Annotated in this window: 17 protein-coding genes and 8 pseudogenes; 21 read left to right on the top strand and 4 right to left on the bottom strand. The window is 40.7% G+C overall.

The window, feature by feature from the left end; translation table 11 throughout:
• The first annotated feature begins 1 nt into the window (after nucleotide 1).
• From trpB to PROCOU_RS11375, 4 genes are all read left to right on the top strand, one after another.
• Entirely contained in the window at nucleotides 2-1204 is a 1203-nt protein-coding gene (gene trpB, locus PROCOU_RS11390) for a tryptophan synthase subunit beta (protein ID WP_036072516.1), read from the top strand.
• The gene (gene trpA / locus PROCOU_RS11385) at nucleotides 1201-1956 is read left to right on the top strand and encodes a tryptophan synthase subunit alpha (protein ID WP_036072514.1); all 756 of its coding nucleotides are present in this window, start codon (nucleotides 1201-1203) and stop codon (nucleotides 1954-1956) included. Before trpB ends, trpA begins: the two co-directional genes overlap by 4 nt.
• Nucleotides 1957-2139: 183 nt before the next feature.
• Nucleotides 2140-3762: a putative polysaccharide biosynthesis protein gene (locus tag PROCOU_RS11380; protein ID WP_036072512.1), complete on the top strand. Its 1623-nt coding sequence runs from the start codon at nucleotides 2140-2142 to the stop codon at nucleotides 3760-3762.
• 17 nt (nucleotides 3763-3779) lie between these two features.
• The gene (locus tag PROCOU_RS11375) at nucleotides 3780-3980 is read left to right on the top strand and encodes a hypothetical protein (RefSeq protein ID WP_036072510.1); all 201 of its coding nucleotides are present in this window, start codon (nucleotides 3780-3782) and stop codon (nucleotides 3978-3980) included.
• A gap of 137 nt (nucleotides 3981-4117) precedes the next feature.
• Here PROCOU_RS11375 and PROCOU_RS11370 read toward each other — a convergent pair whose 3' ends face one another.
• The gene (locus PROCOU_RS11370; protein ID WP_051994365.1) at nucleotides 4118-4951 is read right to left on the bottom strand and encodes an NAD(P)H-hydrate dehydratase; all 834 of its coding nucleotides are present in this window, start codon (nucleotides 4949-4951) and stop codon (nucleotides 4118-4120) included.
• 123 nt (nucleotides 4952-5074) lie between these two features.
• On the opposite strand from PROCOU_RS11370, the gene PROCOU_RS11365 reads away from it, so the two are divergent.
• From PROCOU_RS11365 to PROCOU_RS11320, 10 genes and pseudogenes are all read left to right on the top strand, one after another.
• Nucleotides 5075-5482 carry an NUDIX hydrolase gene (locus tag PROCOU_RS11365; protein ID WP_036072506.1) on the top strand — a complete coding sequence of 136 codons (408 nt, stop codon included), beginning with the start codon at nucleotides 5075-5077 and terminating at the stop codon, nucleotides 5480-5482.
• 81 nt (nucleotides 5483-5563) lie between these two features.
• Complete coding sequence (gene pepV, locus PROCOU_RS11360; RefSeq protein WP_036072504.1) at nucleotides 5564-6976, top strand: dipeptidase PepV; 1413 nt, start codon at nucleotides 5564-5566, stop codon at nucleotides 6974-6976.
• 132 nt (nucleotides 6977-7108) lie between these two features.
• Entirely contained in the window at nucleotides 7109-7972 is an 864-nt protein-coding gene (dat, locus tag PROCOU_RS11355) for a D-amino-acid transaminase (RefSeq protein ID WP_036072502.1), read from the top strand.
• 71 nt (nucleotides 7973-8043) lie between these two features.
• Nucleotides 8044-8393 (top strand): annotated as a pseudogene (locus PROCOU_RS11350) (nuclear transport factor 2 family protein).
• Between the two features lie 158 nt (nucleotides 8394-8551).
• Nucleotides 8552-8993, top strand: a pseudogene (locus tag PROCOU_RS11345) (MarR family winged helix-turn-helix transcriptional regulator).
• Entirely contained in the window at nucleotides 8993-10468 is a 1476-nt protein-coding gene (gene mdrM, locus PROCOU_RS11340; protein ID WP_036072500.1) for a multidrug efflux MFS transporter MdrM, read from the top strand. The pseudogene PROCOU_RS11345 and the gene mdrM overlap by 1 nt, the downstream one beginning before the upstream one ends.
• Nucleotides 10469-11433: 965 nt before the next feature.
• Nucleotides 11434-12246 (top strand): phosphotransferase family protein, encoded by an 813-nt coding sequence (locus tag PROCOU_RS11335; RefSeq protein ID WP_036072498.1) that lies wholly within the window; start codon nucleotides 11434-11436, stop codon nucleotides 12244-12246.
• The gene (gene trmB, locus PROCOU_RS11330; RefSeq protein WP_036072496.1) at nucleotides 12237-12878 is read left to right on the top strand and encodes a tRNA (guanosine(46)-N7)-methyltransferase TrmB; all 642 of its coding nucleotides are present in this window, start codon (nucleotides 12237-12239) and stop codon (nucleotides 12876-12878) included. The genes PROCOU_RS11335 and trmB overlap by 10 nt, the downstream gene beginning before the upstream one ends.
• A gap of 65 nt (nucleotides 12879-12943) precedes the next feature.
• Nucleotides 12944-13778: pseudogene (locus tag PROCOU_RS11325) on the top strand (MBL fold metallo-hydrolase).
• Between the two features lie 126 nt (nucleotides 13779-13904).
• A pseudogene (locus PROCOU_RS11320) lies at nucleotides 13905-14139 on the top strand (metal-sensing transcriptional repressor).
• A 78-nt stretch (nucleotides 14140-14217) separates the two neighbouring features.
• Here the strand turns inward: PROCOU_RS11320 and PROCOU_RS11315 are convergent.
• Nucleotides 14218-14530 (bottom strand): annotated as a pseudogene (locus tag PROCOU_RS11315) (PepSY domain-containing protein).
• 186 nt (nucleotides 14531-14716) lie between these two features.
• On the opposite strand from PROCOU_RS11315, the pseudogene PROCOU_RS11310 reads away from it, so the two are divergent.
• Nucleotides 14717-15791, top strand: a pseudogene (locus PROCOU_RS11310) (M42 family metallopeptidase).
• Nucleotides 15792-15838: 47 nt separating this feature from the next.
• Nucleotides 15839-16009: a hypothetical protein gene (locus tag PROCOU_RS17785; protein ID WP_159101215.1), complete on the top strand. Its 171-nt coding sequence runs from the start codon at nucleotides 15839-15841 to the stop codon at nucleotides 16007-16009.
• Between the two features lie 20 nt (nucleotides 16010-16029).
• Here PROCOU_RS17785 and PROCOU_RS11300 read toward each other — a convergent pair whose 3' ends face one another.
• Entirely contained in the window at nucleotides 16030-16473 is a 444-nt protein-coding gene (locus PROCOU_RS11300) for a YtoQ family protein (protein ID WP_036072493.1), read from the bottom strand.
• Nucleotides 16474-16603: 130 nt separating this feature from the next.
• On the opposite strand from PROCOU_RS11300, the gene PROCOU_RS11295 reads away from it, so the two are divergent.
• From PROCOU_RS11295 to murC, 5 genes and pseudogenes are all read left to right on the top strand, one after another.
• Nucleotides 16604-16915, top strand: a complete 312-nt coding sequence (locus PROCOU_RS11295) for a thioredoxin family protein (RefSeq protein WP_036072566.1) — start codon at nucleotides 16604-16606, stop codon at nucleotides 16913-16915.
• A gap of 18 nt (nucleotides 16916-16933) precedes the next feature.
• Nucleotides 16934-17735, top strand: a pseudogene (locus tag PROCOU_RS11290) (DUF1444 domain-containing protein).
• 5 nt (nucleotides 17736-17740) lie between these two features.
• Nucleotides 17741-18352 carry a YtpR family tRNA-binding protein gene (gene ytpR, locus PROCOU_RS11285; protein ID WP_036072491.1) on the top strand — a complete coding sequence of 204 codons (612 nt, stop codon included), beginning with the start codon at nucleotides 17741-17743 and terminating at the stop codon, nucleotides 18350-18352.
• A 301-nt stretch (nucleotides 18353-18653) separates the two neighbouring features.
• Nucleotides 18654-20915 carry a DNA translocase FtsK gene (locus PROCOU_RS11280; protein WP_036072489.1) on the top strand — a complete coding sequence of 754 codons (2262 nt, stop codon included), beginning with the start codon at nucleotides 18654-18656 and terminating at the stop codon, nucleotides 20913-20915.
• A gap of 295 nt (nucleotides 20916-21210) precedes the next feature.
• Nucleotides 21211-22548, top strand: coding sequence for a UDP-N-acetylmuramate--L-alanine ligase (gene murC, locus PROCOU_RS11275; protein WP_036072487.1), 1338 nt, complete (start codon nucleotides 21211-21213; stop codon nucleotides 22546-22548).
• Between the two features lie 53 nt (nucleotides 22549-22601).
• Here the strand turns inward: murC and PROCOU_RS11270 are convergent.
• Nucleotides 22602-23715: pseudogene (locus PROCOU_RS11270) on the bottom strand (aminopeptidase).
• Nucleotides 23716-23895 lie beyond the last annotated feature (180 nt).

Raw genomic sequence — 23895 nt, 5'->3', positions numbered from 1 at the left:
AATGAGTTATAATGTACCGAATAAAGCCGGTTTCTATGGGAATTACGGTGGAAAATTTGTTCCAGAAACATTGATGAAAGCTGTCACAGAGTTACAAGAAGCTTATGAAATTTCAAAAACAGATGAGGCATTTCAAAAAGAATTGAGCTATTATTTACGCGATTATGTTGGGCGCGAGTCTCCGCTTTATTTTGCGGAACAATTAACGGCGCATGCAGGTGGCGCTAAAATTTACTTAAAGCGAGAAGATTTGAATCATACTGGCGCGCATAAAATCAATAATTGCATCGGGCAAGCTCTGTTGACGCGTCAAATGGGGAAAAAGAAAGTAGTAGCGGAAACTGGCGCTGGACAACATGGCGTGGCGACAGCAACTGTGGCCGCTTTGTTTAACCTCGACTGCACGATTTTTATGGGAGAAGAAGATATTCGACGCCAGCAGTTGAATGTTTTCCGTATGGAGTTGCTTGGTGCGAAAGTAGTTAGCGTGTCAGGCGGAAATGGCACGTTAAAAGATGCCGTGAATGAGGCATTGCGCTATTGGGTGGCTAATGTGGAAGATACGCATTATATAATGGGCTCGGTTTTAGGCCCCCATCCATTTCCACAGATTGTTCGTGATTTCCAAAGCGTGATTGGCTTAGAAGCGCGTGCGCAACATTTAGAAAAGGAAAATCGCTTGCCAGACGCAATAGTAGCTTGTATTGGTGGTGGCAGTAACTCGATGGGGCTTTTTTATCCATTTGTAAATGATATGTCGGTTAAAATGTATGGCGTTGAGGCCGCTGGTTCTGGTCTAGACACTGCATTTCATGCCGCATCACTTTCCAAAGGCGAAGTTGGTGTTTTGCACGGTGCGATGATGCATATTTTACAAGATGATGCGGGTCAGATTCAAGAGGCTTATTCCATTTCCGCAGGTCTAGATTATCCAGGAATTGGTCCGGAGCACAGTTTTTTACGAGATGAAGGGCGTGCCACCTATGCTTCTGTAACAGATAACGAGGCCGTAGAAGCTTTCCAATTACTTTGCCGTACCGAAGGAATCATTCCAGCGTTAGAAAGCTCACATGCAATCTCTTTTGCAGTAGAACTAGCTGGCAAAATGAATCCAGAAGAGAGCATCGTTGTTTGCTTGTCTGGCCGTGGCGATAAAGATGTGGATCAAATACGTGCCCGTTTGAAAGGGGAAGGTGACAAATGAAATTACAAAACGCGATTGAACAAGCTAATTTAGCCGTAGTTCCATATATGATGGCGGGTGATGGTGGACTTGACCAGTTAGAAAAACAAATGCAACTTCTAAGTGATGCAGGAGCAACAGCAATCGAGCTCGGCATACCCTTCTCTGATCCAGTAGCGGACGGCCCAGTGATTCAAAAAGCTGGTGCACGTGCTTTGGCGGATAATATAAGCCTTGAGCAGATTCTAGATGTTCTGACAATGAGTAAAATCGAGATTCCGCTAGTCGTGATGAGTTATTTTAATCCAATTTATCACCTTGGTGTAGAAAAATTCATTGAACTTGCAAAAAAAACACCAATCAAAGGATTGATTATTCCTGATTTACCGTATGAGCACCGTGATTTTATCCTGCCACATTTGGAAAATACAGATATAGCCCTGATTCCATTAATTTCGCTGACGAGCCCTAAAGAACGGATGAAAATGATTGCGAAGCAAGCACAAGGCTTCATTTATGCCGTGACAGTAAACGGAACGACTGGCGAGCGCGCGGTGTTTGGCGATAAGATTGATGAAAATTTGATATACTTAAAAACAATTAGTTCAGTACCAGTTTTGGCCGGCTTTGGAATTTCGAATTTGGAGCATGTCGCAAGATTTTCAGCTGTTTGTGATGGCGTGATTGTAGGTAGCAAGGTTGTGCAACTACTGCATGAGGGGAAACATGCAGAACTTAGTAAATTTATTAATGAAGCAAGCAAAACTAGATAGTAGTAGAAAAAAGCGGATATTTTTCCGTTTTTTTTTATTTATTTTCAACTAATCATTGCAAGGTTGTGCAAGAAGGAGTAAACTAAAATTTAGTTGAGTTTTAAACAAATCAGCATTTCATGAAAAAGCGAGTGTTATTCATCGGCTCAAGAAAAGAGCACTTTACAATAAAGGACGAGGTCTATGTCTTCATCAAAACTACTTCGAGGAACTTTCATTTTAACGTTAGGAACGTTTATTTCTAAATTCTTAGGTCTGTTTTATGTCATTCCGTTTTATTGGATTATGGGTGGCGCTGGACCAATGACTTTGTATAATTTTGGGTATGTCCCATATCAAATTTTTCTAGGAATTGCAACGGCGGGTGTTCCGCTTGCGGTAGCAAAATATGTCGCGAAATATAATGCAATCGGTGAGTATGAAATTGGGCGGCGTTTATTTCGAACGGGCGTTTATTTAATGCTTGCAACAGGTGTTGTTAGCTTTATCGCGATGTATGCTTTGGCACCTGTACTTGCAGGGCTACAATCGATTGAGGGTAGCGGCTATACAGTGGAGGATGTGACGGGCGTTATTCGTGCGGTCAGCTTCGCGCTTATCGTTATTCCTGTTATGAGTCTGATTCGTGGCTTTTTTCAAGGTTATCAATCAATGGGACCTTCTGCGGTTTCTCAAGTCATTGAGCAAATTGTTCGTATTGCCTTTTTACTTGTTGGTTCTGCAACGGTTCTATATATCTTGCAAGGTACAGTTGTTAGTGCAATTAGTATTGCGACATTTGCCGCATTTATCGGTGCTTTGGCGAGCATTGTTTGCCTGCTCTGGTACTTTTTCAAGCGAAAAAAAGGACTCGATGCATTGCAACGGACTAGTAAAGGCGAAGTTAAGGTTTCATTACCATCGATGTATAAAGATATCTTCATTACTGCTATTCCGTTCGTTGTTGTCGGTATTGCAAGTTCGCTATATCAACAAATTGATCAGTTCACTTTTGGTCGTATTTTAACATGGATTGGCTATAGCGGGCACGAAGCTGAGAATTTACTAGGTATCGTTAACTTTAGTGCGCAAAAACTAGTCATCATTCCTGTCAGCTTGGCGACTGCGTTTTCGATGACGATTGTACCACTTGTGACAGCTGCCTATGCGCGCGGCGAACAAGAAAATGTGAAAAAGCAATTAAATGATGTTTTTCAAGTATTATTGTTCATCACATTACCAGCTTGTATCGGGATGGCTTTACTTGCAGAACCGCTCTACACGGTGTTTTATGAGCATGATCCGGCGGGAATTCAAATCTTGGCATTCTATGCGCCAGTAGCGATTCTATTGTCTCTATTCAGCGTAACAGCCGCAATTTTACAAGGGATTGACGAACAACGATTCACTATTTTGAGTTTACTCATCGGTTTGTTGACGAAATCAATTTTTCAAATGCCGCTAATGATGTGGATGGGTGCGCGTGGTTCTGTTGCTGCAACTGGTCTTGGCTATACTGTTTCCGTGATTTTTGCGATGATTATTATCAGGAAATATGCGAACTATAATTTCAGCGTTATCTTAAGAAGAACGGTTTTGATGTTGATTCTTAACTTAGTAATGGCGATTGCTGTATTGCTTGCATACCAAGGTTTCACGTTGTTTATTAACCCAGAGTCAAAATTTAGTTCAATGCTTTTACTCATCCTTTGCGGTGGAGTGGGTGCATTGGTTTATGGTTATCTCAGCTTAAGATTACGACTATTTGATAAAGTATTTGGTCCAAGAGCCGCAACAATTCGCCGGAAACTACGAATAAAAGCATAAAAGGGAGGCACAACAGCATGGAAAAACGAACAAGAAAAAGGTCAACAGAAGCAAGGAGAGCTCGCGTCTGTTTACTATTCGGTGTTATCTGCGTCCTTACAGGGCTCGCGGCGATTTATCTGAACTATACAACTTGGTTTGCAATGCCATTTATCATTTTAGGCGCCTTATTATTTGGAATGACAATTGGACTAAAACTACCAAGAACAAAAGAATAAAATCGAAGCTTGCAGATTATGAATAGACTCTGCAGGCTTTTTGAGTAAGAAAATTCTACATCTAATAAGCTTCAAAATAGCCAAAAAGCCTGCAAACCGTCCACATTGGATAAGTTTGTAGGCTTTACTTGATTTTATTAATAGGGGTTATCATCTGTTTCGCTAAATTTCTTCAAATAATAGGGAATCTGTTCGGCGACTTCGGTTGGTAAGACAACATACTTCTTTTTCGCAAGTGTTTCTCCGATATAACTATGCAAAAATACAGCTGTGAGGACGGCGTGTTTTGACTTTTCTAATTGGCCGAGTAATCCCGCAACCATACCGGCAAGCGTATCGCCCATGCCACCAGTTGCCATTGCAGGCGTTCCGTATATATTCTGCCAAATATCATCCTCGATATAAACACGTGTACGATGATCTTTCAAAACAACAATCGCATCCAAGTTAGTCGCGAAATCTTGGTTTTTCATATCATCCAAATCTTCGGTATCCATATGCGTTAATCTTTCCCACTCTTTACGATGTGGCGTGAAAATAAGTGTCGTCTCCGGTTTTTTGAAATTTTGTGAGGCGTATAAAGTGATTGCATCACCATCCATTACAATCCGTTGACCCACATGGGCATGTTCACAAACAAGTGATAGAAGTCGCTGCGCGGTATCACCTAAACCAAGTCCAGGTCCTATTAAAATTGTATCAAATTGTGGCAGTACTTCTAACAAGTACTCTGTGTCATTGAAATCAAGACACATGGCCTCAGGAAGTCTTGCATGAAGTGCCGAACGGTTTACGGGATGCGTTGCCACTGTTACAAGGCCAGCGCCACTATAAATTGTTCCTTGTGCTGCCATAATAATCGCGCCACCGAGTCGTTCATTTCCACCGATTAATAGAGCACGACCATAATCACCTTTATTCGACTCATCTTCCCGTTGTTTAATCCAAGCACAGATTAGCTTCGGCGTGATTTTTTTTCATTTCCTAACTTCCTTTCTCCTATTTTCGGTACGTAATCTTTAGTACTTATTATAAACCTACTTGCCAAATTGTCCAATATAGTATAACCTATCCAGAAAAGGAGTGAAAGTGAAATGAAACCAATTTTTCCAGCAGTAAAAGCAGTGATTATACATAATGGCCAATTTTTAGTTTTGAAGAAAGCGGGTGTCAAAGAGGATGTCTGGGAACTTCCAGGGGGACGGATGAACTTCGGAGAGACAAAAGGAGAAGCACTATTTCGGGAAGTACAAGAGGAAACAGGTTTACAAGTACAGCCGTTTATTCTCTATGATACGTGGGAATTTTTCCAACCAGAGTATCAAATTACAGGTGTTATTTATTTGTGTGAAAAACCAGAGGGCGAAGTACGACTGTCGAGTGAACATCAAGCGTATGACTGGTTTCCGCTAGAGGAGAGTAGCTTAGAACGAATGGATGTTGTGTTTGCATCGCGAATGGTGCGTTGGGATTTTGAAGCGATTCAAGGATTTATGTCGTGATTTGCCTCAAAATGCTTTCATGCGAGCGTAAAAGAGTATACAATGGAAGAGTAAATTAACTGTTGAAGGGATTGTTATAATATGAGTACGATCAATTGGCAAGAGGAAGTAGAGAAGCGTCGCGATGATTTCAAACGTGACTTATTTGCGATTTTGAGCATTCCAAGTGTGCGCGATGATTCCAAAGCAACGCAGGAGGCACCGTTCGGCCCAGATGTGAAAAAAGCATTGGATTTTGCTTTGGAGTTGGCTGCAAAAGACGGTTTCACAACGAAAGAAGTTGGTAATGTTGCTGGTCATGCAGAGTTTGGTCAAGGTGAAGAACTTGTGGCGGCGCTAGGACACGTGGATGTGGTACCAGTTGGTGACGATTGGTCACATGATCCGTTTGACCCGATTTTGAAAGATGGTAAAGTATTCGCACGAGGCTCAGCGGATGACAAAGGCCCAGCGATGGCTGCTTATTACGCGATGAAAATCATTAAAGAACTGGATTTACCACTGTCTCGCCGAGTTCGAATGATTTACGGATCGGATGAAGAGAGTGGCATGTCTTGCGTGGAGCGCTATTTTGAAACGGAAGAGCAACCAACAATGGGCTTTGTTCCCGATGCAGAATTCCCGATTATTCACGCTGAAAAAGGAATTTCAGAGCTTGATATTTCTTTTAAAGATGGTGAGAAAGATGGAGACGCCGATTTCCGTCTCATTAGTTTTGAGTCAGGCGCTCGTTACAATATGGTTCCGGACCATGCGAAAGCTGTTTTAGAAAACGTGAAGGATTTTGATGTTGTTTCTAAAAAATTCGAAGCTTATCAAAAAGAAACAAAATTAGCTGGTGAATTAGTAGAGTCAGGAAACAAGGTGACGATTTCTTTAGTTGGTAAAGCGGCGCACGCAATGGAGCCGAATAACGGTATTAATGCGGGACTTCATTTAGTGGCATTCCTTGGTAAGTTTACGCAAACAGGTGCGGCAAGCGATTTCGTTACCTTTGGTAAAGATTACTTGTATGGTGATTCCCGTGCGATGAAGCTTGGCATTCGCTATGAAGATGACGAGAGTGGCGAGTTGACAATGAATGTCGGTGTTCTCCGTTACAGCGTTGAAGAAGGCGGGCGCTATGGCCTGAACTTCCGCTATCCAGTAACAGCGAATATGGAACAATTGAAGCTGAAAATGGAAACCGTTGTTAATGAGTATAACGGTCAATATACGCATTATGAGGATTCTAAACCATTATTCGTGCCAAAAGACCACCCATTAATTCAAACATTACAAGAAGTATACACAAACCAGACTGGCGAAGAAGCAACATTACTAGCTATCGGTGGTGGAACATATGCACGTCACATGGAAACAGGTGTTGCTTTTGGAGCGCTGTTCCCAGGTCGTGAAGATACGATGCATCAAAAAGATGAGTTCGCGTATTTCGATGATTTAATTAAAACAATTGCGATTTACGCCGAAGCCCTTTACAAACTGGCAAAGTAAAGTATATAATTGAAAAAAATTAAGATTCAGACTGATGAAGCAGAGGACCAAAACGCTGATTTTGCCTTCTGCTCTAGTCTTGATTGGAATTTTTAGATAGTTGCAAAAACATTCGCAAAGGAGTGCTGATTGATGAAAGTATTAGTGAAAGACCAATTAATAGAACGTGACGAAGCAAAAGTTGATGTTGAAGATAGAGGCTACCAGTTCGGAGATGGAGTTTACGAGGTTATTCGTATGTACAACGGGCAGTTTTTTACATATGATGAGCATATTGAGCGTTTGTATGCCAGCGCGGCTAAAATCGATCTTGATATCCCATACAGCAAGCCAGAATTGCGCAAGCTCGTAGATGGTTTGATGAAGGCGAATAATATTGGGACTGGTAATGTGTATCTGCAGATCACGCGTGGAGAGCAGTCGCCTCGTAATCACGTTATTCCAAGCACGCCGCCAGAAGCTGTACTTACTGCATCAGCGAGTGAAGTGCCACGTGATAAGACATTGTTTGAGAATGGACGTAAAGCTATTCTGGAAGAGGACGTTCGCTGGTTGCGATGCGATATTAAGAGCCTTAACCTATTAGGGAATTCAATTGCTAAAAATAAAGCGCATCAAGCTGGTGCATTTGAAGCTATCCTGCATCGTGGGGAGAGCGTGACAGAAGGTTCAGCAGCAAATGCCTATATTGTTAAAGATGGTAAACTGATTACGCATGCTTCTAACAACCTTATTTTAGAAGGTATTACACGCCAAGTTATTTTGCGAGTAGCTCGTGAAAATGGAATTCCAGTTGTTGAATCTGGCTTTACTCTGACGGATTTGGCTGCAGCAGATGAAGTGTTTATATCCAGTACAACGATTGAAGTAACACCGATTATCGAAATTGATGGTAAACTTGTTGGTGATGGTAAGCGTGGCCCTGTGACGAAGATATTGCATGATGCATTCACTAAAGAAATTTTGAAACAGTGTGGTGAATTAGCAGTAAATTAAATAATAAGGAGGCCGAATGGATTCATGACGATATGAATTCATTCGGTTTCTTAGAAGGGGAAAGAAACCGAATGGATGAAAAGTTAAAAACGCAATTGCAAAATTTGGAGGAGCAACTATTGACGCCAAAGGTTCGGCTATCACGGCAAGCATTACGTGAAATTTTAGCGGAAGAATTTTTTGAAATTGGTAGCTCTGGGCGTATTCTGTATAGAGAAGAACCAATTAGTGAGAACGGTATTGGGAGGTACAGATGGAGCTGAGTGACTTTAATATTCAGGAGTTATCAGAAGATGTTGTTTTGGCAACGTATCGTATCTTCAACGTACCCGAGAATCAATACTCCCTTCGAAGTTCTATCTGGAGATATAAGGATGATAAGTGGAAACTCGTGTTTCATCAAGGGACGAAATGTATATAAAAAATTACATATAAAAAAATAAATATCAACTATACGCTTATTGTGTTCGCTTTCAAGAAAAAAGAGGCTTGACTTCAGCATAAATCGGCGTATAATAAGCTTTGTTGATAGTTCGTATACGAATATTTCGTTTATGAACATTTAGGGAGGAACATAATTTGGATGAAAAGTTAATACGTGAAGTCGTTCTTTCATTTCGAACAATGCAGCGAAAAAATTCATCATTATTTGCAAGAAGAGGCGACAAAACGTGATATTACAACGGTACAATTGTTTGCGCTAGGGACGCTGAAAAGGGAGCCGCATTTAACGCTTGGGGAATTGGCTGAGCGCCTGCAAGTTAATAAAAGCACCATGAGCGGTATTGTAGACCGGTTAGTCAAGGCCAATTTTTTAACACGAGGGCGTGATGAAGGAAATCGTCGGGCGCTTAATTTACAGTTAACCTCAGAAGGGCTTGCCAAAGTAGATGATACGTACGATGTCTTTTTTGACCGACTAGAGGCGGTTTTGGAAATTGATTCAGAGGAACTAAGAGCAATGCTGACGACACACGAAAAAATGATTGCGTTACTAGAACGAAAAGGAGAAACAGAATAATGAATATGAAAGCAGCAAGTGAGGGAATTAAAACAAACGGTATCTTAATTGTGATGCTGATGGGAGCATTTGTCACGATATTGAACCAAACGTTGATGAATGTGGCGCTACCAAGTATCATGACCGATTTCAATATTACAGCGAGTCAAGGCCAATGGCTAACGACAGGATTTATGCTGGTCAATGGTGTCATGATTCCGATGACAGCGTTTTTGATTGAGCGGTTTACAACGAGGCAACTATACTTATTTGCGATGATTACATTTGCCATCGGTACAACGATTTCTGGTTTTGCCGGGGGTTATACAGTACTTATTATTGGACGAATGGTGCAAGCAGTTGGAGCTGGTATTGTAATGCCACTTTTAACAGTCGTTGTATTGAATCTTTTCCCGATGGAACGACGTGGCCGAGCGATGGGGCTGATTGGACTGGCAATGAACTTTGCACCAGCGATTGGACCAACATTATCAGGTTGGATTGTACAAGAATATGATTGGCGCAATCTTTTTTATATTATTATTCCTTTCGCGATTCTTGATGTGATTGTAGCCTTTTTCCTATTAAAAAATGTTGGGAAGCGTACTTTTCCAAAATTGGATGTTCTCGGCGTTATTATGTCGACGATTGGGTTTGGTAGCTTGTTATTGGGATTCAGTAACGCAGGAGATCATGATTTTCTATCCGCGAAGGTGCTAGGCTTTGTTGTATTAGGATTTATTGTTTTAGCAGTATTTATTTGGTATCAAGGACGCGCAAAAGCCCCTTTGCTTAATTTCAATGTTTTTAAACATAGAACGTTTACTTTAACAACAACAATTAGTTTCTTTGTTATGATGGGATTATATGGTGGTATGCTGTTATTTCCGATTTTCTTGCAAAGTGTGCGGCATTTTACACCACTAGAATCTGGGCTTGTGCTCTTGCCAGGAGCAGTTATGACGGCAGCTCTTTCACCAGTTACGGGTATTATGTTTGACCGCTTTGGCGCGAAATACTTATCTTTGATTGGACTCGTTATCATGGCTGTAACAACATTTTTATTCACGAACTTGGATGAAAGTACGTCATTGACATACATTGTTGTTGTGCAAACGATTCGGGCGAGTGGAATGGCAATGGTGATGATGCCGTTGCAAACTGCAGCACTCAACTCTTTACCACTTTCAATGGCAGCCCATGGCTCGGCGATGTTTAATACAGTCCGGCAAATTGCGGGCTCGCTAGGAACAGCGCTACTTATCACAACGATGTCAAAAAGCGCGAAAAACTTTGGCCAAAATTTGACTGCTTCAGATGTTGCGGGGAAAACAAAAGAACAAATCGCGAATCATGTGCTGATTCACGGTATTGAGACAGCATTTTTGGTGTCCTCGATTCTTTCAGTGATTGCGGTAATTTTAGCTATATTTATTAAGAAGAAAAAGCAGTCATTGGCACCTATTGTGAATAAAGCAGAAGTTATCGAACATTGATATGAATCAGGTCTGGGACAAACTCCCAGTCAGCTTCCGCTGACACCAATCATCATGAAAAAAGCTATCGACCTACAACTGTTTTTCTATCATACTAGAGATAGAGGAATAAGTTGTAGGTCGATGGCTTATTGAGGTTCTCCAAAACCTCGCGGGACAAACTGAACCGTTATGCTCATTTGCATCATTGGGGCTGTTTGAAATGAAGTGAGTTACAGTCCAAATATGCCTATGAATATCGTGAATAGGCGCTCATTTCTACTCTACGGTTCTTCTACGCTGCGCTTTGCATAACTTCTTATATGGTTGGGGATAAGACTCCCTCCTTGTTTTCAGTCATCACATACATCAGTATGTTCAGCTCTCTGGCTTCCACCAAATTCCCTGAATACACACGCTTTCGCTCGATTTGTGTGAAGCAAGATTCACGTCTTACCCAAAAAAAGGATTCGTGCTATCTTGCTTATTTTGGGCAGAAATATGTTTTGTCTCGACCTGTTTTTTTGTTAGTGCATTTTGAAGTGGTGGAAGGATTAGATGCGAATAGGGCTCTCGTAGGTATATTGGGGCTTAGGCTGTTGTATTCGAAGAGCCAGGAAGGATTACATGTGAGCAGAGCTCACATGTATATTGGGGCTCAGGCTGTTGTATTCGAAGAGCCAGGAAGGATTACATGTGAGCAGAGCTCACATGTATATTGGGGCTCTAACTCATTGTATTCGAAGAGCCCCAACAATACGAACGTATGTTGACTTGACGGGAGGGGCGAAGAGAAGTAAAATTCAAAGGGTAGCTATTAATGATTAGGATAACTTTTTTATTCGGCTTTCTAAAGTACATAATTTTGCGCTGAAATTTTATTATATCTCGAAACTTTGACGTACCAATAAGTGTTGCGTAAAAGCTAGATTCGTCGTTAATAATATACATAAAGATAACGACACGTAAGTGAAGGTGAATGTGGAATGGAAGATAATTTGTTTGGTCAAGATTGGGAAATAGAGCCAGCAGGCGGAGAAACGGGAAAGGCCTTCGTTGCGATTCATGAAGACGAAAAATTCTTTTTAAAAAAGAATTCCTCGCCTTTTTTAGCTGCGCTTTCTGTTGAAAAAATTGTGCCTAAACTAATCTGGACGAGACGAGTCGAAAATGGAGATGTTATCACAGCTCAGAAATGGGTGGATAATGGACAAACGCTTACGGTTAGAGAGATGAGAGAGTCGCGTGTGGCTAAGTTACTCGGTAAAATTCATCAATCGGAGGCTTTGCGTGATATGTTGCAGCGCATTGAAAAAAAAGATTATTCGCGTTTTCATTTACTAGACTCGGTAACGGAGAATATCGGTCGTTTGAACCGAGTGGATACGAAAGTTGCGGAAGCCTATCGATATTTACTAGCGAATGTGGAGGGCTTGAAGGAAGAGCGTCATGTTGTTTGTCACGGAGATGTTAACCATAATAATTGGTTAGTTTCTGAGGGTGATGAGCTTTATCTTGTCGATTGGGATGGCGCGATGCTTGCTGATCCGGCGAACGATCTCGGTGTTTTGCTTTATCAATATATTCCTTATTCTGAGTGGGAAACATGGCTTGAGAAGTACGGTCAGGCCTTAACGCGAGAATTTTATACACGAATAAAATGGTTTTCTATTTGTCAGGTTTTGAGGGCGATGAATTGGCAGTTTGAGCATAATAGGGAGGCGGAACTTGCTCGCTTAGATTTACTTTTGAAGAAAATAATTGAGGATGATGAGGTGTACGTGAAGTTATGCGAGTAAAACATAAGCCGTGGGCGCGTGAGAAAATTCTGGCTCACCCAGAAGTGTGTGTGGGGAATCCTGGAGAATTAAAAGGGAAGTGGCACCATCTATTTGGAAATAAGAACCCGATTCATATTGAAATTGGGACGGGCAAAGGGCAATTTGTTACTGGGATGGCTCAGGCGAATCCAGAAGTTAATTATATTGGTATTGAAGTTGTAGAAAGTGTTTTAATAACAGCACTTGATAAGGCACTCGCTGCGGGAATTCCCAATTTGCGTTTACTTTCTGTAGATGGTTCGGATTTACTGGATTATTTTGAAGTTGGGGAAGTCGCGAGGATTTATTTGAACTTTTCCGATCCATGGCCGAAGAAGCGACATGCGAAACGTCGTTTGACACATCCGAGTTTCTTGGATATTTATAAAGCAGTTTTGCCGGTAGATGGGGAGATTCATTTTAAAACGGATAATCGCAGTTTGTTTGAATATTCGTTGGTGGCGTTTTCGGAATATGGTGTTCTGCTAACTCACCTGTCGCTAGATTTGCATAATAGCGAGTTTGAAGGCAATATCATGACAGAGTATGAAGAGAAGTTTTCGGCAAAAGGTTTTCCAATTTATCGTTTGGAAGCAGTGTTCAAATCGTGAACAAAGGCTAGAGTTCCCATAAAGTATGGTTGCTCTAGCTTTTTTATTAGGAAGGAGGAGGCAAAATGGATACTTTGCGAGTAGGGGAGATAAAAATTCATTGGTTACGTGGTGGCGTGACTCATTTTGATGGCGGCGCAATGTTTGGTGTTGTTCCAAAAGCACTATGGAGCAAAAAATATCAGCCGAATGAAAAAAATCAGATTAGGTGCGTCACAGATCCGATGTACTTTGAATATCAAGGTAAGCATTATTTAATTGATGCAGGCATTGGTATTGGCCGTCTGACAGAGAAGCAAAAACGGAATTTTGGTGTTGTGGAAGAGTCATTTATTTTGGAAGATTTAGCATTGCTCGGTGTACAACCTAAGGATATTGATGGGGTTTTGATGACACATTTGCACTTTGATCATATCGTTGGTTTAACGAATACGGATGGACAAAGTATTTTTGAGAATGCGACGATTTATACAACCGAAACGGAATGGCAAGAAATTTGTCGACCTAACATTCGTTCTAAGGCGACATATTGGGCTGACAATTGGCAGGGGATTGCAAGCCAGATTCAGACGTATTCGAATAGTTTACGATTAAATGATGCTATTCAGTTGGAGAAAACTGGGGGGCATAGTAACGGACATGCGATAATTCGAATGGAGAGTCAGGGGGAATCAGCCATTCATATGGCGGATATCTTCCCAACGCATGCGCACCAAAATGTATTATGGGTGACGGCATATGATGATTATCCAATGGATTCGATTTTTGCAAAAGAAAGGCTTCGAGGTGAGTTAGAGGGGACGGGGATGTGGTTGCTTTTTTTATCATGATTGTTTCTATCGCGCCTTGCAGTTTGATGAGGATGGTAATGTAGCAGGTAAAGTGATAGTAAGACGTTAATTAACAATACCCCTATAAGGTATTTAATTTTATATCCCTGGTAGGGGGTTCGTGAAAGTTATTTTTATCAGTCGTTATTAAGGGGGATTCAACGACTGTTTAAATTAAATCAAAGGGGGTATATCGATGACGGAAATAAGAAAATCTATTTCTAATCGTTTTGCAAAAATTGAAGGTCACGTAAAATCTATAAAAAAAAATGACTGATGAGGAACGCTCTTACGAAGATATTATGTTGCAAGTTGCTGCTGTAAAAAAGGCGTTACAAAGTGCCGAAAAAGTTATTTTCAGTGAGCAGATGAGAGAAATGGTTGAAAAGGGAGAATATGACCAGAAGCGTGTGGATCGTTTTATCAAATAAGTTAACTCTGAAACGGAGGAAAAATACAGATTAATAGAAAAAACTGCAAGCGCATATGGCTTACAGTTTTGCATAGTATTAGGTTAAATAAACATCAATTACGGTTCCAGTAGTAGCATCTGCAATAAATTCGAATTGTTTCTTCTCACCATCACGAATCGCTGTGATACCGCCATGATATACAAATGTATCCATTGCGAATTTTTTTGTAATGTTGCTTTTTCAATTGAATCCACGAGCCCTCTACTGGCCCCTCTGCTTTGAATGCTTCTTTGACGTTCTCAAGAATGACGTCACCCGAAATGGTTCTTGGTTCTAGTAGATAGTGGTTGATAAGATGGCCTGCTACGGCCCCTGTCGCAACACCTGCGATAAATACTTTCCAGCTCATTATTTGCCTCCCTAATCTTACTTGTTTTCTCTTTTGTAGCTCTACTGTTTTTTATTATACCCTCTAAACTAAAAATATAAAAGCCTTTATACCGAAGTGCCCCGATTTGTTTGGTCGCATTTTTAGACGTAACGTTTCTAAAAGTGGTATAATGCTAGAGATATCACCGAAAAGGACTGATTAGTAGTGAAAAAAGAAACATTAGAGTTATTTAAAACATTAACGGAGTTGCCGGGTACTTCTGGGAATGAGCAGTTTATCAGGGCTTTTGTCAGGCAAGAAATTACGCCGGTTTCGGATGAAGTTATTCAAGATGGACTAGGCGGTAATTTTTGGTGTGCGGCATGGTGTGGAAGGTGGACCTAGAATCCTTGTGGCGGGTCATTTAGATGAGGTTGGCTTCATGGTTACAAGAATCACGGAAAGGGGCATGATTGCCTTTCAAACACTTGGTGGTTGGAATCCGCAAGTTCTGCAAGCGCAACGTGTACAACTGATAACAGCGAACGGCCCGGTTATTGGTGTTGTCGCTTCTGTTCCGCCACATTTGCTAACAGAAGCTGAGCGGAGCAAACCGACAGATCCCAAAAATCTTTTGATTGATATTGGGGCAGATGATCGAGAAGATGCGATTGCACTTGGTGTGAAGCCGGGGCAGCAAATCGTTCCAGTTACTGAATTTACGCCACTTGCTAATCCGAAAAAGATTATGGCGAAAGCTTGGGATAATCGTTACGGAGTAGGTCTTGCTATCGAACTTTTAAAAGCAGTGAAAGATGATAAATTGCCAAATACATTATTTGCGGGAGCAAATGTACAAGAAGAAGTCGGTCTACGTGGTGCTGGTGTTAGTGCGCACATGATTCAACCAGACATTTTCTTTGCGCTTGATGCAAGTCCAGCGAACGATACGACGGGAGATAAGTCGCAATTTGGCCGAATTGGGGAAGGGTTTTTGATGCGAATTTTTGATCATACGATGATTATGCATCGTGGCATGCGCGAATTTTTGCTAGATACAGCTGAATCGAACCAGATCCCGTATCAATACTTCATTTCGCCAGGTGGGACAGATGCTGGGAAAGTGCATACGTCTAACAGTGGAATTCCGAGTGCTGTAATCGGTGTTCCTGCGCGTTATATCCATTCATCTAACTCAATTCTGCATGTGGATGATTATGCGGCGGCAAAAGAGATGATTACAACAATCGTCCGCAATCTCGACAAAACAACATGGGAAACGATTCGTAATAATGCTTAAAAAAAATATGGCGTCACCCGGTTATTTTGATGGGGAGTATTATGTTTGTGTCTGCACTGTTGTTTCTATTCGGCTATTTACTGCATATTCCATATTTAAAAGAGACCGAGCTAGGCTGGATTTTTACAACGCTTATTGGTGGCGTTCTTGTTTTAATATTTGGCTTTGTGTGGCGCTGGAAAGATCGAGTAAACGCGAAAAAGCGCCTCCGTGATTGAGGTGCTTTTTCATGAAAGGATTACGCAAAAATGTAGTCAATAATTTGTGCGGCTTGTTCGATAGTGTCCACAGTGACATTTGCTTTTTCGGATAGTTCTTTTAACGGATGGTGTAACGATTCTGGTCGAATGATTATCGTTGGTTTGCCAAGTGTGATTGCTGTAGCGGCATCTGTGGCAGTGTTCCATTGTTTGAACTTTTCGCCGAATAAAGCAATCACTAAATCGGCTTTTTTTAAATGCAGTTCTGTGCGCAGGTTGTTGATTTTCGAAGCTTGTAAATCTTTATAAATCGCGCTTGGTTGTTTTCCAAGAACTTGCTCGCCGATTGCATCTGATAAATCGTGGTTTTCTTGTGGCCCCCAAAAGTGAAAATTAACACCTCGTTGTTCATTCACATTTGCTCGCAGTTGATCGCGCCAATCTGAATGAATCTCGCCGGCTAAATAAATATGATAGTCCATCAAAAACGCCTCCTTGCTTGCTATGATAGAAGAAAATGCATCTGATAGCAACTTTTATGAGCGAAATTCTTTACTAATGTTGATGGGGGCTTTAGGATTGTGAATAGGAATAAGAAGGAGTCGATTAATGATGAAACATTTAGAAACAGTAGAAGAATTTAATACATTAAAAGATACAGGGAAAACAATATTTATGTTTAGTGCGGATTGGTGTGGTGATTGTAAATTTATCGAGCCGGTGATGCCTGAAATTGAGGCGGAGTATGCAGATTTTACTTTCTCGCATGTGGATAGAGATCAATTTATCGATCTTTGTGCTGACTTGGCGGTTTTCGGAATCCCGAGTTTCTTAGCTTTTGAAGACGGTGAAGAAATTGGGCGATTTGTGAGTAAAGATCGCAAAACAAAAGAGGAAATTACAGGTTTTATGGACTCTTTATAAGGAAGATGGGAGGGCGTCGTGATGAAGATGACAACAATGAAAATGAAGGAGCGACTCGAAAAAAAAACTTGCCAGTGCGAACCGAACATTTGATTACAATCGCGAGAAAGATACGCTGAAAGTGATGGAAGCTGGCAATTCGATTACGCTATCTATCCCGCAAATTATTGCAAATTGGGAAGAACAAGCGGACGTGGCGGTTGAAAAAATCGTTTATTATGTAGAAGAAGGTCTGAGGGCGTCGCAACAAACGATTGATATTTCTGCAAGCTTGCCGAATGTTTATCCTGTTATTCGAGCAACATCTTTCCCTCAGAAAACCAAAGATGGCAAAAGGCTTTTGATGGAAAAACACACGGCAGAAACGGCTATTTTTTACGTGGTGGATGTTGGTTCATCCTATCGATTTATTGAGGAGGTTAGTTTGGAAGGTACGGATGTGACGATAGATGATGTTCGACTAGCAGCATTCGCTAACCTGCGCAAACGAGCAACGACGATGAAGAAAGACTCTGTCGGCGGTAATGACTATTATTTTGTGCGAACAAATGATGGATATGATGCAAGTCGGATTTTAAATGAGTCATTTTTAGCAGAAATGCGGGAACAGATAGAGGGTGAAATGGTGCTTGCGGTACCGCATCAAGACGTATTGATTATTGCGGACATCAGAAATAATACGGGTTATGACGTATTGGCACATATGACGATGCAATTTTTTGCAGATGGTCTTGCCCCAATTACCTCTTTACCTCTCGTGTATAATGATGGTAAACTAGAACCGATCTTTATTATGGCAAAAAACAGACCAAAGGAGTAGTTAACGTGATTGTAAATGCATTTTATAATGAACAAGGAGTAGGGGACACACTTTTAGTCAACTTCAACGATGTAGAAAAGACTGATTTTGAATCAAAAGGCAATGTAACGCGGATTTTTGATGTGGAAACTGGCGAAACCGTTGCAATCAATATTTTTGATGTGTCGAAAAAGCGTGCATTTGATGCGAACGGTAAAGTAGATTTGACGCTGGAAGATGTGGATTTTATTAATAAGGAATTGGCGGATAACGGTTTTGATTTTGTTATAGAAGCAGATCTTTCGCCAAAATTCGTTGTTGGCTATGTAACATCAAAGGAAAAACATCCAAATGCGGATAAGTTGAATGTTTGTCAAGTGGATTTGGGAGATAAAACAGTTCAAATCGTATGTGGTGCGCCAAATGTTGAAACGGGTCAAAAAGTAGTAGTTGCTAAAATTGGTGCTGTAATGCCAAGTGGATTAATTATAAAACCGTCTAACCTTCGTGGGGAAGATTCATTTGGAATGATTTGCGCCGCGCGTGAATTGGCAATTCCGAATGCTCCTGAAGAAAAAGGAATAATGGTACTCGATGATAGCTATGAAATCGGAGCTGAATTTCCAGTTACTTTCTAAATCATCGAAATAAGAATATCGGGCAAACTCTGATGTAAGCGAAATCTGACATGGAGTTTGTCCTAAATTCTGAGCTTTTTTTGGTTAATCGTATACAATGTGTATTTATATTGTTCTTTTTTGATGGATAAAAGACGCATAAGTTTAAGTTATATACGATGAAATGCTTGGACATAGCCTTTTTAAGCTGTTTTTTGAACATGTATTATTTTTACAGTACATTCATCGTAGCTTTATCTGATTTTCTCTGTTAGAATCAGTTTAAGAAACGGATAAAAAATAAATTAGGTAGTGATAAATAATGGGATGGTTCAAAGATTTTTTCTTCGCTGATCGCGATGCGGAGTATGAGGAAATAGAAGTAGCTAAGCCGAAAGAAAAGGCACAATCAGCGCCAACACCCCAATTAACGGCAGTGAATAAAGTCGAAAGAAAAGTAGATAATTTTCGTGAAAATACGCAATCAATGAAGCAAAAACGCGAAGTTCAAGCAAAAGTGATGTATCAATATCCAAAAGGTGAGTTCCGCTTTCCGCTTATTCCTGATGGACAGAAAATAGACAGTAAACCGGTTTTACATAAGATACCGATGCCGAATCAAACACCTCGTTCTAAAACAAACAATGAAATACCGAAGTTCGAGAAGAAAAGGCCATTTAGACCAACCGATGTCCCTTCGCCAGTCTTTGCTTTTCAAAAACGACCAAGCCGTTTTGAGTTTGATATTACACAAGAGGCAGAGGCAAGTGAGGCAACTCCTGATGTAGTGGAGCAGCTTGTTGTGGAGGCTGAACCGGTTGTGGAAGCGTTTGTTAGTGAAGAAGTAGCTATTTTAGAAGATGTAACAGAGCAGGAAGCTGTTTCGCCAGTTATAGAGGAACCTGAAATAAAAGCTATACAGGAAGAGGTTATGGCACCGCAACGTATCGATCTTATCCATGAAGCACCAAAACCGAAAAAGGATAAGCAAGCACCGCCTAAAACTAGAATTCCTTTTAACGTTATGATGGTGAATCAAGACAAACAACATGTTGAGCAGAAAAAAGAAGTCATTAAAAAAGAACCTGATATGATCGTGGAGACAGAAAAATCAGCGATAGCTCCAGACCCTATCTTTCCTGTGGAGCAACATCTAGGAGAAGATGCAAGTGGCTATTATTTTCCATCACTTGATTTACTAAAACCGCCAGTCTTTGAAAGTGCAGATGAGGAATGGTTAGCTTTTCAAGAAGAACTTTTAAACGAGACGCTTGAGAATTTTAATGTGTCTGCAAAAGTTGTGAATGTGACACAAGGTCCAGCTGTAACCCGGTTTGAAGTGCAGCCGGAAAAAGGCGTGAAAGTTAGTAAAATCACGAATTTGACGGATGACATTAAATTGAATTTAGCTGCAAAGGATATTCGAATAGAGGCGCCGATTCCAGGTAAAAGTACGATTGGTATTGAAATTCCAAATGAAACAAGCCGTCCTGTGATGCTATCAGAAATTATGAATAGTCAGGCGTTTCAAGCGAGTAAATCCCCTTTAACGGCGGCGTTAGGACTTGATATTTCAGGTATGCCGATTGTGACTGATTTGCAAACGATGCCTCATGGATTAATTGCTGGTGCGACGGGTTCAGGTAAAAGTGTGTGCATCAATTCATTACTTATTAGCTTGCTTTATAAAGCAACGCCGGACGAGTTGAAGCTATTGCTTATCGATCCTAAGATGGTTGAGCTTGCTCCTTATAATCGCATCCCGCATCTTGTGAGTCCGGTTATTACAGATGCCAAAGCTGCAACAGCCGCTCTCAAATGGGCAGTGGAAGAGATGGAGCGTAGGTATCAGCTATTTTCACACGCAGGTGTTCGTAATATGGAGAAATTTAACGAATATTCTTCTCATCCAGAACATTCTGGTGAGAAATTACCGTACATTTTGATTATTATCGATGAATTGGCTGATTTAATGATGGTAGCGCCAAATGATGTAGAAGAAGCAATTAGTCGCATTGCTCAAAAAGCAAGGGCTTGTGGGATTCATATGATTGTCGCGACGCAACGACCTTCTGTAGATGTTATAACAGGGTTGATTAAAGCGAATATCCCGACTCGTGTTTCGTTCTCTGTATCCTCTCAAATTGACTCGAGAACGATTATCGATACGGGGGGCGCCGAGAAACTGCTTGGAAAAGGGGACATGCTCTTTTTGCCAAGCGGATCGTCTAAACCAGTTCGTTTGCAGGGCACATATGTTGGTGATCAGGAAATTGATACTGTCATCGCTCACGTACGCAATCAAGCAGAACCGAATTACCTGTTCAAACAAGAAGAACTTTTAGAACGCGAAATTGCCAAAGAGGAAGAGGATGACTTGTTTGATGAGGCGTGTGATTTTGTATTGGCGCAAAATGGTGCCTCTACATCGCTTTTACAACGTCACTTTCGCATTGGCTACAATCGCGCGGCGCGATTGATGGAGGCGCTTGAAAAGCATAGCATTGTTTCAGAAACTAATGGCTCCAAACCGCGTGATGTTATTATCACTCGAGAACAATTAGAAAAAATACGTGATAATTAATACATCACTAGTTCTATTAGCGTATAAATAAATACTTTATTTCGTTTAAAACAGCAAAAATATAAGTCCTTAGATATAAATTTTCTGCAAGGATTTCTTAATGGAGAATAAAGTGCTATAATTACCTAGTGAGATTTTTCAGTTAGCAACGTAGATGAACATCAAACACACGTTTAAACTGTAACACAAGAAGATGTCTAGAAATGATAAAAATAATGAAAATGCTTTTTTTTACGGGCACCACACTATTTTTTAGGCTACCTCTTCAAAGATTAAAATTCTGGGGGTTCAATTAATGACGACGTATCATTTTGTTGGGATTAAAGGGTCAGGTATGAGTGCACTGGCTCAAATTATGTTTGATAAAGGTTTCACCGTGCAAGGAAGCGATGTTGAGAAATATTTCTTTACACAAAAGGTATTAGAGGAAGATGGTATTGAGATTTTACCGTTTTCTGAGGACAACATTCATGAAGGTTTAACAATCATTGCTGGAAATGCGTTTAAAGACGAGCATCCGGAAATAAAAAAAGCGATGGACATGAACTTGCCAGTGATTCGTTACCACAAGTTTTTAGGACAATTAATTGAAGGTTATACGAGCATTGCTATTACTGGGTCGCATGGGAAAACATCGACGACAGGTCTTCTTTCGCATGTCTTGGAAGAGCTACGCCCGACATCTTATTTAATTGGCGATGGAACTGGAAAAGGAAACCCTGATGCTAAGTATTTTGCTTTAGAGGCGTGCGAATATCAACGTCATTTCTTGGCTTATTCCCCAACATACGCGATTATGACGAATATTGATTGGGATCATCCTGATTATTTCAAGAGTGAGGACGACGTTTTTAGTGCGTTCGAATCTTTTGGAAAACAGGTGAAGAAAGCTGTTTTTGCCTTAGGTGATGACAAGCAATTGCGTCGTTTGAAATTGGATATACCAGTCATTTATTTCGGCTTTGGAGAGGATAACGAATTCCAAGCTAAAAATATTGTGAAAGAAACAACGGGATCAACATTTGATGTGTATCGCAATGGCGAAATGTATGGTAATTTCGTAATCCCGACTTATGGTGATCATAATGTGCTCAATGCGCTTAGTGTGATAGCAGTTAGCGCCTTTGAGAATATTTTAGCGGCTGATGTAGCGAGAGAATTACGAACTTTTGAAGGCGTGAAGCGCCGTTTCAGCATTACGGAGAAAAAGAATCAAGTGTTAGTGGACGACTACGCGCACCATCCTTCTGAAATTCGTGCAACAGTAAACGCGGCGCGCCAAAAATATCCAAATCGCAAAGTAGTTGCTGTATTCCAACCACATACCTTTACCCGTACACAAGCATTCTTACAAGGTTTTGCCGATAGCTTAAATTTAGCAGATGAAGTATATTTATGTGATATTTTCGGTTCCGCCCGCGAAAATCGCGGTACATTAACAATTCAAGATTTAGCAGCGAAAACTAAAGGTAATCACGTAATTCAAGAACAACATACAGAAGGGTTGCTAGCGTTTCCAGATGCAGTGATTCTATTCATGGGAGCAGGAGATGTTCAGAAATTCCAAGCAGCATATGAACGCGTTCTTGATACCGGCGTGGAATTGGTGGAAGAGAAGCGAGCGATAAATTAATAGGTATTAAAACTAAAAAGGAGTCCCTAGATGATGGGATTCCTTTTTTGTGGTTATATTAAGTTTTCTGGATTCAATTTTTCAAGTTCGGGAATAACGAAACGACCATCTTTGCGAATTAGAATATCATCAAAGTAAATTTCGCCACCACCGTATTCTGGGCGTTGGATGTTCACAAGATCCCAGTGAATTGCTGAGTTATTGCCATTTGGTGCTTCATCGTAACATTGACCAGGCGTGAAATGGAAACTCCCTTCAATTTTTTCATCGAATAGAATATCTTGCATTGGCTCATGGATAAAAGGATTGACACCGATTGCGAATTCGCCAATAAAACGAGCACCTTCATCTGTATCCAATATTTTGTTAATACGTTCGGTATCATTTGCAGTTGCTTTTACAATTTTCCCATTCTCAAATGTGAAGGAAACATTTTCAAAGACAAAGCCTTGATAAGGAGATGGTGTATTGTATGTGATAGTGCCGTTAATCGAATCACGCACAGGAGCCGTATAAACCTCGCCATCAGGAATATTTAGCTGACCAGCACATTTGATAGCAGGGATATCTTTTATTGAAAAATGCAAGTCTGTGCCTTCTCCAACGAGTCGGACGCGGTCTGTTTGATTCATCAACGTCACGAGACTTTCCATCGCTTCACCCATTTTGCTGTAATCAAGCGTGCAAACTTGGAAATAAAAGTCTTCAAAACCAACTGTGCTCATTTTAGAAAGTTGTGCCATAGAAGAGCTTGGATAACGCAAGACAACCCATTTCGTTTGCTTCACACGAATATTTGTATGCATTTTTCCGACCGTTTCACCATTTATTTTCAATTTCTCAGCAGGAACATCTGATAATTCATTGATGTTATCCCCAGCGCGTAGGCCGATGTAAGCGTCCATTTCTTTCATCACATTGCCTTCAAACTCAGCAATCTTCGCATACTGTTCTGGATTTGCTCCAAGCATCATTTCGCGATCGATTTGTGGCTCTTTCAAGGATACAAACGGGAATCCTCCAGCTTTGTAGGCTTCGGCAATGAGTGAGGTCACTAATTCTTTTTGCACACCGAAATTTTTCAATAAGTACTTTTTCACCTGGTTGTAGGCTTACAGAATAGTTGATCAAGTTATACGCTAGTTTTTCAATACGCGGATCTTTCAAGAAAATCACTCCATTTCATTTTTTCCACCGTTTTGTGGCATTCTTATAGTTTACTCCAAATTGAATAAATATGCTTCCAAAAAGAATATATCTATTGACCAATGCTATTTTGCTTTCCTTTTTCGCGTAATCTTGCTAAAATGAAGACAACCCACTTTTCAAAATGGCCGTTTTACATAG

Source organism: Listeria rocourtiae FSL F6-920 (assembly GCF_000525975.1).
Lineage (GTDB): Bacteria > Bacillota > Bacilli > Lactobacillales > Listeriaceae > Listeria_A > Listeria_A rocourtiae.
The sequence above is the reverse complement of the archived record's forward strand: the minus strand, read 5'-3'. Positions and strand labels throughout refer to the sequence as shown.